Source organism: Marinagarivorans cellulosilyticus, from assembly GCF_021655555.1.
GTDB classification, from domain to species: domain Bacteria; phylum Pseudomonadota; class Gammaproteobacteria; order Pseudomonadales; family Cellvibrionaceae; genus Marinagarivorans; species Marinagarivorans cellulosilyticus.
Map to the genome: position 1 here is coordinate 4,927,674 of NZ_AP023086.1, position 9,192 is coordinate 4,936,865.

7 protein-coding genes are annotated in these 9,192 nt (G+C 44.0%); 2 read left to right on the forward strand and 5 right to left on the reverse strand.

The genetic code is table 11. From position 1 onward, the window contains the following. Nucleotides 1-4: 4 nt before the first annotated feature. The 4 genes from MARGE09_RS20105 to MARGE09_RS20120 form a co-directional block, all read right to left on the reverse strand. Entirely contained in the window at nt 5-442 is a 438-nt protein-coding gene (locus MARGE09_RS20105) for a hypothetical protein (RefSeq protein WP_236984924.1), read from the reverse strand. Beyond that, the gene (locus tag MARGE09_RS20110) at nt 439-1,554 is read right to left on the reverse strand and encodes a hypothetical protein (protein ID WP_236984925.1); all 1,116 of its coding nucleotides are present in this window, start codon (nt 1,552-1,554) and stop codon (nt 439-441) included. The genes MARGE09_RS20105 and MARGE09_RS20110 overlap by 4 nt, the downstream gene beginning before the upstream one ends. Beyond that, a complete protein-coding gene (locus MARGE09_RS20115) occupies nt 1,551-2,552 on the reverse strand; it encodes a ComEC/Rec2 family competence protein (protein WP_236984926.1) in 1,002 nt (333 codons plus the stop codon). Before MARGE09_RS20115 ends, MARGE09_RS20110 begins: the two co-directional genes overlap by 4 nt. Nucleotides 2,553-3,464: 912 nt before the next feature. Next, nucleotides 3,465-4,124 (reverse strand): YdcF family protein, encoded by a 660-nt coding sequence (locus MARGE09_RS20120; protein ID WP_236984927.1) that lies wholly within the window; start codon nt 4,122-4,124, stop codon nt 3,465-3,467. 194 nt (nt 4,125-4,318) lie between these two features. Between MARGE09_RS20120 and pgm the strand changes: the two genes are divergently transcribed. Beyond that, nucleotides 4,319-5,974 (forward strand): phosphoglucomutase (alpha-D-glucose-1,6-bisphosphate-dependent), encoded by a 1,656-nt coding sequence (pgm, locus tag MARGE09_RS20125; RefSeq protein WP_236984928.1) that lies wholly within the window; start codon nt 4,319-4,321, stop codon nt 5,972-5,974. 11 nt (nt 5,975-5,985) lie between these two features. Here the strand turns inward: pgm and MARGE09_RS20130 are convergent, their stop codons facing one another. Beyond that, nucleotides 5,986-7,170, reverse strand: coding sequence for a zinc-binding metallopeptidase family protein (locus tag MARGE09_RS20130; RefSeq protein ID WP_236984929.1), 1,185 nt, complete (start codon nt 7,168-7,170; stop codon nt 5,986-5,988). Nucleotides 7,171-7,618: 448 nt separating this feature from the next. Here MARGE09_RS20130 and MARGE09_RS20135 point away from each other — a divergent pair, with 448 nt between their 5' ends. Further along, nucleotides 7,619-8,878 carry an FG-GAP repeat domain-containing protein gene (locus MARGE09_RS20135; protein ID WP_236987422.1) on the forward strand — a complete coding sequence of 420 codons (1,260 nt, stop codon included), beginning with the start codon at nt 7,619-7,621 and terminating at the stop codon, nt 8,876-8,878. Nucleotides 8,879-9,192 lie beyond the last annotated feature (314 nt).

Genomic DNA, 9,192 nt, shown 5'->3' on the forward strand with positions numbered 1-9,192 from the left:
TTTATTAACTTCTAATAATCGGGTTATTGAATCTATTTTCAGGAATTTTAATATCCTTCAAATATTCTAAATAGTTCGTAAACGCTTGATGCTTTTCAACTGAGATAAGGTATATATCGCCTTTGTCGGTCAGTGAAATTTTCATTTCCTTAGATGTTTTATCTATTAGTAATTCTATAAACTCATTAGATTCAGCCATAATGAGTGATTTTTTAAAGTCGTTATCAATATTCCAAGAAGATAAAGTTATCTTTGAAGAAAATGCATTAGCTTCTAAATTTATGGTTTTATCAAATATGTAGGCTAGCTTGATGAATGACATTGTCGTAGCGCTCCCAAGACAATGTTTCAGTGCGCCGCATATAATAGCAAGATGAGTTAACGTGCTATTATCAGGTGCGCTATCGAGGAATTGCGGTTTCAGCTGGATTTCTATACTCATTTTTTAAAATCCAAAGTGCAATTTGCTAATAGTCGGGCAATTTCTCCAGCAGCTATAACAGTGCTACTAGACTTAATTGAGGTTCCCTCTAGCTCTCCTTTTAGGAGGTCAGTAAGTTCATCTAGAATTTTATGGAAGCGCTCGTTACCTTGCTGAATACTACTCACCTGGTATTTTTTGTTTCCAGATGCCCATATTGCTTTAGCATTCTCAATGAGGTCGCGGTATGAACTGTGATTTCTGATCTTTGAATGTTCAATATCTTCCCACACTAAAATGTCGTTTATAAATCCATCTAGGTCTTCAGGTGTCCAATCTTTCATAAACGAATTCATCTTCCTAGTGAGGTTTTCAACATCTCCATAATCATTAGATTTTTTTCTTTCATCTATCATGCCTTGAGTAACATTTCTTCGAATCTCAGCAATATTCAACTTTAATTGAGCATTACCACCATGAAAATCTGCGATATTAATGTTCGGTAGAAACGAATCTTTAATGACTTTAATGGATCGGCAATTTACGCCCGTAAAGTCATCCTTATCTATATTTTGGGCTATGCCAACCAAATAATTGTTGTCGGCTTCTTTTATGAAAATCCCGCTGCCTGAATACCCTCCCAGAACTTCTGCCCCAACGCTCCCTTTCATGTCGGTGTAAGCATCCAGTGGAACCTTGAGGCAAAACGAACTTTCTTCATTGATAAGGGTGTCTAGATGGCAAGGGGTTACAGTATGAGGTTTTAAGGCTGATGACTTTTGGGTTCCTCTGAAAGTATAGGAGTTTTCAGGAAAGCTAATGTCTTCACAAAAGCATATTTTAGGAAAGCCTAGGAAATTGTGCTTCTGGTCTATGGCTATAATAGCGATATCATACTCCTGAATCGCTTTGTGTTCCCCTATTAAATTATCAAATTCAATCTTTCCATATTCTTCTGATACTCCATAAAACCCATCCAGTTTTAAAGGTTTATTTATATCTTGGCATATAACATGAGCAGCACTAAAAACATAGAATACGCCATCTGTTTCAACCAATACACCTGATCCATGATAATTATCGGACTGATAGATCTGTACGCTAGTTTTTGGTAGTACATCTAATTCGTTCATATTATATCGAAGCTACATTGTTCAATTAGTTTTATATTGTGTTTAATCTTTTCTTCTGAGCTAATTAATAAGCCGTTTCTAGCAGTAATTTCTTCAATTGGATAGTTGAAGAAAAAATGAATGTCGTCACTATCGCTTCTGTCAACACTTAATGCTAATTTTGCTAGTGTTTCTCTGCTAGGGTGAAGACTTCGAGCTTTCCCGCCATTGGTGCTCAATATATAGTTAGAACAACTAACCATTGAGACAAACTTATTAGATATGCTTGTGATGCTTCCATGATGTGAAAGTTTAATATAATCAAAAGTATATTTTTTCTCTTTTGAGAAGCCTTTGGCTTCTAAGTAGTCGGTAACAACTGTAGGGTGAGCATCTCCTAGAAAAAGCAGATTTCTATCCTTGTACTTGAGTATGAAGGCTATTGATGCAGCATTAGTGAAGTCAGATTTCTTGGACTTATACGCATCGTTATTATTTGCAAGAGTCTCAAGCGGAATGATAGTGCCGATCTTTGATATTGGGTCTGGACTAGAAGATCTTCTAACGTCCTTATATTTCCCAATGAAGTATTTCAAATCTTCCTTGGTGGGCGAGATTATTTCTAAGCTAATATTCTCGGAAATTTTAATTGTCTCACCAGCTAGGAGGCTTTGATGAGGTAGCTCTTTTTCTTTTAGCAAGCTTTCCAGTGTGATTGCTTGATGAATAGATATGTCGCCACTATCAGACAAGACTTCATACGAGCTCGGTACATTTACGAAGACCTTCCCAACAGTAAATCTGTGAGGAGTGTCTTCAATTAGAGGAATCGCACCATGAATGTGATCTTCATCTGAGTGTGTCAAAACTAGAAAATCAACACTCGAAGTCAGCTGCTTAATTTTATGTTGGTAGGTGATTTTGAAACCACAGTCCAGTAATAATTTTCTTGAATCATCGGTATCTTCAATTAAGAAGCTATCTCCACAATTTGCCTGTATGTTTGTTATTTTCAGCATGATATTGATTTACTATTACTATGAGAAAAGGTGCGTTTGTATTTGGTAACAAAGCTGGGCACGGTGCATTCCTTTGGCATCTTCGTTTTCATGTTATTTCACCCATTTTTAAACTGCCGCTGTTTATCGTTATTTTACCGACATGTTTAGTGTTTCTTCACCAGACAAATATACCTGAAAGAGGTCATAAGTTGATGCATTCGCCCATTTAAAAATCCCATAAAGTCCTAAGTTTTACACTCTTCATTCTGAGGACACACACAGAACAGTTTATTAGACCGAATTATTCCGTCTATTTCAGACAGACATTCCGTCTATCTCATTAAGAGCCAACATTAGCACCCCTGAAGCCCTTACTGCAACTGGCCTGCAGGAATGCATCAAGTTGGCGCATTAAAATGCAGAAATTTTCTGCACCTATTTCGCCAGAATACAGAACCAGACCATAACTGTATTCATATACAGTTATTTTGAGGCAAATTAGGCTCTCTTGGTTATGCGCCCCAGACTGCCTTTACTCTACTCACTCTTACTACCAACTACTAACTACAGGTAATAACTAGACACCCAGAAGCGGGGGCTGGCAGTAACCTCTGGGGCCGTCACAAACAGGAGGTTTGTGCAGAGCCTATAAGAACATTTCCAATGTCATAAACTTAAGGCAAGTTAAGCGGTAGGCGGTGATTTTTCAGGACCCTCACGCGCCGGGAGCGCGTGCGGAGCGCCCATGGATTGGCTTGAGCGAGTCCAGAAAAATTGTAGGCTACCGCGAAGTTAATGACATTGACAGCATATCCACAGCGCGCCCCATAGGTTACTGCCGGCACCGAGCTGGCAGAAGCAAAACACCCCAACCCTATCCCACGCCCAAAAAATAAAACATTACCCAATATTACGCCCACTCACTTTTCCCTATCCACCACCTAAACCCGCCAACTCTCTATACGCGGATATTACCGATTCGGGTATGGCTTGCTCGGCCATAAAGCCTTTACTCGGGTATTCCATAATCCGCTGTATTTCGCCAAGCATAGCCTCGTGCATTGCTTGCCCAGTGATAACGCGATTGGGGTAATTATTAGCATTAAAGGAATGGGGCGCTGACGTTACAGCCAAGGTGGGCCATTGTTTTTTACAGGTCGCGTAGGCGCGGCGTTGTAGGTAAGGTTTGGTGAGCAATAATGCGCTGTGGGCGGGTAAACCTTTGCTGTGTAATAGCTGCTGGCAAAATTGAATGTTGTCGCCGGTGTTGCTGGCGCGCGGCTCGATAATAATAGCGCTTTGGGGCACGCCTTTTTGCATCGCAATGTCGGCAAACACTTGCGCCTCGGGTTGGGTAAATACGCCTTGGCTTAAGCGACCAAAACCGCCGCTGAATATTACGCGTTTAGCCCAACCCTGTAAAAATAGGCTGGCGGCAGTTTCGGCAACGCGAATATCGTTACTGCCCAGCACCAGTAAATAATCGGCTTTTTTAAGTGGCTGCTCTAAGGCTAAATAGCGCCACAATACGTTGATTAAAGGAGCCATGTTATTCATCGTCACATCCAGTTTAGCGAGCGCTGCTTTCATGGTGTTTCATCATGCACCAAGTGTGCAAACTAAGCACCGAATTGCAGCAAATGGCGGTTTGTACTTACGGGTTTATTAAGATCGGTATTCACTAGCGTCCTTAAGCCTTTTGATTCAATTTTCATTGCCTCATAATAGTTGGCCTTGTGCCTATACTAGGCGCCAGCGCACTATTAATTGTTTAGGAGAGTCACTTGAGCCAACCCACAATGAAGATTCACCCTTTGGCAGGCAGCGTAGCCCCAGCGGAAATCCTAATTAATGTGGCCAAGCTGGTCACGGCTTACTATAGCGAAAGGCCCGACCCCAGCGAGCCATCGCACCGCGTGGCCTTTGGCACATCGGGGCATCGGGGTTCTTCTTTTAAACGCTCCTTTAACGAATACCATGTATTGGCCATGACACAGGCAATTTGTGACTACCGCAAAGCCAATGGTATTGATGGCCCGTTGTTTATCGGTATAGATACCCACGCGCTATCGGAGCCTGCCTTTGTAAGTGCCATGGAGGTACTAGCGGCTAACGGCGTAGAGGCGCATGTTTCTGCCGGTGGCGAATATGTGCCAACGCCGGCCATTTCGCATGCCATTCTTACCTACAACCACGGCCGCACGGGTGGCTTGGCCGACGGTATTGTCATTACCCCCTCGCACAACCCACCCGACGGTGGCGGTTTTAAATACAACCCCACCAACGGTGGCCCAGCCGATACCGACATTACCGGCTGGGTAGAACGCCAAGCCAATGCCTATTTAACCGATGACTTGAAGGCGGTTAAGCGCATGCCCTTTGAGCAAGCCATGGCGGCCAGCACAACACACCAGCACGACTTTTTACGCCATTATGTTGATGACATTGGCAATGTAATAGACATGGACGCCATTCGCGCCGCTGGTGTGCGCATGGCGGTAGATCCACTCGGTGGTGCTGGCGTGAATTATTGGCCAGCCATTGCCGCAAAATACAATTTAGACCTTACGGTATTGAACACCGTTGTTGATACCAGCTTCCGTTTTATGTCGGTCGACTGGGATGGCAAAATCCGCATGGACCCTTCCTCGCCTTATGCCATGCAAGGCCTAATAGGCTTAAAAGAAAGCTACGACGTCGCCTTTGCTTGCGATACCGACCACGACCGGCACGGTATTGTATGTGCTAGCGCGGGCTTAATTCCCCCTAACCATTACTTATCTGTGGCTATTGATTACCTATTTCAAAACAGGCCCCAGTGGAGCGCTACTGCCGCCGTAGGCAAAACGCTGGTCAGTAGCCAAATGATCGACCGCGTAAGCGCGGGCATAGGCCGTAAAGTTGTTGAAGTACCGGTGGGCTTTAAATGGTTTGCCGCCGGTTTGGTGGATGGCTCTTTAGGTTTTGGTGGCGAAGAAAGCGCCGGCGCCTCGTTTTTGCGCCGCGATGGCCGTGTATGGACCACCGACAAAGACGGCCTAGCGCCAGCGCTGTTATCGGCCGAAATTACCGCTAAAACCGGCCGCGACCCTGGCGAAAACTACCAAGCATTAATCGCAAAATATGGCGAGCCAACCGCCGACCGCATTCAAGCGGTAGCCAACCCAGAACAAAAAGCCAAACTGTCTAAGTTATCGCCAGAGCAAGTTAGCTCTACCACTTTAGCGGGCGAGGCCATTACGGCGGTAATGACAAAAGCCCCAGGTAACAACGCGGCTATTGGCGGCCTAAAGGTTGTTACAGAAAATGGTTGGTTTGCAGCCAGGCCATCGGGCACAGAAGATATTTACAAAATATACGGCGAAAGCTTTAGTGGGCAAGAACACCTACAAGCCATATTAAAAGAGGCCCAAGCCATTGTGGACGAAGCACTAAAATAAAATTTTAGTGCTTACTCGAAAGGGGTTTCACTTAATAGCAGGGTTTTATTGTGTACCGCATGGTGAATAAACGAGAGCTTTTTACGTACCGGCTCGGTCAGCACAAAGGGGTAGGCATCTTGCAGCCCCATACTGCGGTTTAGCGCGTTAAGCACCACCGAAAATTCCATCCAAGAATTTAGTATGCGGTTAAACGATGCCGAAATATCATCGTCGGCATCGTCTTGTGGCAGGTTTAAATCGCTTAACGTTTGGTTGGTACCCCTATTTTTATCAAACAATAAGCCGTAGCTTTGGGCCGTTTCTAAGGTATCAATAATGTGCATGTAGTGCGCCCAGGTTTCGGCCCAGTCTTCCCATGGGTGCATGATGGCATATTCGCTAATAAAATTTTCTGGCCAGTTTGCCGGTGCGCCGCCATTGCTGTAGTACTGATCTAGCGCCTCTTGGTAATCGAGTTCGTCATCACCAAAATAGGCTTTACAGCGTTCGTGCTTATAGGGGTTGTTGGCTATTAAGCGATCAAAATAATAATGCCCTAACTCGTGACGAAAATGCCCCAGCAGTGTTCGATAATTTTCCCCCATGGCAGCCTTAGTTTTAGAGCGCGCAACATCGTCGGCCTCGGCTAAATTAATAGTGATATTACCGTTATTGTGGCCCGTCATTACATCTGGGTGGTGCGGCAGCTTACTCACAAAATGGTCTTTCACATTGCGATCCACCGTAAACTCAAAGGTTAAGCCGGTTTCGGCATCTTCTTCGTTATTGTTCAGCGGCAGCGGCAAAGCTTTTAAGGTGTAAAGTGCGCGCCTTTTGGCGTTTTCCATTTTTTGCCAAAGCGGTACATGCGCTTCTACGTTTAAATTAGGTACTACCTCGTTAAAGCGGCAGGCAAAACAGTATTCGTTATCTTCGGTGTTTTTAGCTTCCGCTTCGGTGGCGGCCTCTTCTTTTGTAAGCTTTACATCCACCATGCCATTGCAAGCATTGTATTGCGCAAAATTCTTACATTTTTTAAAGGCTCTATCGCTTACCCCCTCAATTACAAAGTAGTTGGCTTCCTCATTTAAATCGAACGGTTGCACGCTCTCAAATTCATCTGTAATACCCACAACACGGCCGCAGGCATTGCAAGTATGGCTTTCGAAGAATAACGAAGGTTGTCCGGGGCAGCTGCAGTTAAAGGTTTTCATAGTTTGTTAACGCTGTGTGTGAATGGGTAAATAGCGCCGCAAGTATACTGAGCAAGGCGATAAAAGTTTGGCTTATTAATAGAGGCATCAATTTTCGTGCCTAAAGCTATGGAAAGGCTGCGCTATCCTATACCTCAAATACACTCGCGTCCTATATCTTTGTTAAACCTAAAAACCGCAGTTGAACCATCAAAGTCTACGCATCCCCTTGGTGCACCTGACGCGTGATAAAAATGATTCATCACCAATAAGGTGACTACATATTTTTACTACACGCCATGCACACCAACGGAATACGCATCTTTTTGACTCTCAACTGCGGTTTCTAGGTTAAATAAGGTGTAGCTCACATTACTGGCTTGGCCGCATTGGGCAGCGCCTTTAAACTACCACCAACCAATACACGGCTTATCGGCCGCCACTCGAGACTAAGGGACTTCACGTGATAATGCTTAGACGTTTGTTGAATTTAACCGGCCCACTTTCAATATTACTTGTGATGGCAGGGTGCACCGGGGGCGAGCATCAAACTCAAAGCTCTTCATCGCACGCTAGCCCCGCTGACAAAATACAGGCTATTGATACCTCTTTAACGATAGCCTCGGCAATAGAAGCCTACGATATCGATGGTGATGGCGACCTCGATATTATTAGTGTGGGTACAACCGGTGAAGCCATGTATTGGTACGAACAATTGGATGGTGGCGAATTTCGCGAGCACCTTATTGCCGAGAATATGAATGAAGCTTACGACATTGATGTGGTTGATTTTGATCAAGATGGCGATGCCGATATTGTCGCAGTGCAAGATCAAACCGTGTTAATGCTTTTCCTTAATACCGCGGGCAGTAATGCTAGCCCTATATTTGAAGAAAAAGTCATTACTACATCTTCATTTAATTGTTATGAGTTTTGTGAAATTGCTATTTTCGATATGGACCAGAATGGCATTCAAGATATTCTGCTTTGCACCGGCCAAGATTGCTTAAGGTACTTGTTTGACGATATTGCGAACATGCAATACCGCAGCGCAGGGGCTATTCAATTCAATGGTGCCTTTGTTGCAAACTTAGAACCGCAAGACGTTAACCAAGATGGTTACCTTGATTTAACCTATAGCCTGCGGGCAGTCAATGAGTTAACTGTTATACCTAACAACGAAGATGGCACTATGGATTTTTCACGCAGGCAAATCCTACCGATGGATTTTGGCTACTGTGCCGCGCATTTTGATGATATTAACCAAGACGGTATTATCGATGTTGCTCTGGGGTCTGATCTGATAATACGAAACTCAGCTGAAAATAGCTTTTTCAATACGTCGATGGAAATATTATCTTTTCAATACCCACTCATCGATCAAGGCGTTGCCGCTCATCCTCACGATGGAAGCGCGAAAGCGGTGGATATTGATAGCGATGGGGATAAAGATATTATTGTTGGCAGCAAATACGGGTGGTATTTGTATTACGAAAATACCACCACCGAAGAGTTTGCAGTGGAGATTGCCCCCTACGGAGCAAAGTACTTTTTTTACCAGCCGGTTACTACAGGGCAGCCCTTTAATGTATCCCGACCTGTTCAGATTCAGGATATTAACCAAAATGGCTTGCCAGATATTCTAATAAACCAAGTGGTCGATGGACAAATCCTGTGGGCCGACCTTGCCTATTTGCACAAAAACCCAATGCTCTTAGTCGAGCCTTAAACGACGTGCTTTTATGCTGTCGGCTACATACCTAATCGGCTACCTATATGTGCGAGCTATTGTTGGGCAGTAAAGTGAATCAATAGCTCCTTCGGGCATGCCTTGTTTTTCTACCAACGGGGCCTTTCCTTCTTCACGAATGGCAACGCCCAGCTCCACTTGGGTAATGAGCCGTTATCCCCTAGGGAAAGCATTTGCGTGCCCTTACTTTTACAAAAAATACTATTTTTAGCGGCGCTCAAATTTTTTGCATAATGTAATTATCTTTGCATTATGCAAAAACAGGATTTTTAAAATGCGAATAATAAAATGCA

Excerpts from the sequence above, each read along its gene's own strand:
- MARGE09_RS20110 (WP_236984925.1), bottom strand. The coding sequence starts at position 1,554 with ATGAACGAATTAGATGTACTACCAAAAACTAGCGTACAGATCTATCAG.
- MARGE09_RS20115 (WP_236984926.1), bottom strand. The coding sequence starts at position 2,552 with ATGCTGAAAATAACAAACATACAGGCAAATTGTGGAGATAGCTTCTTA.
- MARGE09_RS20135 (WP_236987422.1), top strand. The coding sequence starts at position 7,619 with ATGCTTAGACGTTTGTTGAATTTAACCGGCCCACTTTCAATATTACTT.
- MARGE09_RS20105 (WP_236984924.1), bottom strand. The coding sequence starts at position 442 with ATGAGTATAGAAATCCAGCTGAAACCGCAATTCCTCGATAGCGCACCT.
- MARGE09_RS20130 (WP_236984929.1), bottom strand. The coding sequence starts at position 7,170 with ATGAAAACCTTTAACTGCAGCTGCCCCGGACAACCTTCGTTATTCTTC.
- MARGE09_RS20120 (WP_236984927.1), bottom strand. The coding sequence starts at position 4,124 with ATGAAAGCAGCGCTCGCTAAACTGGATGTGACGATGAATAACATGGCT.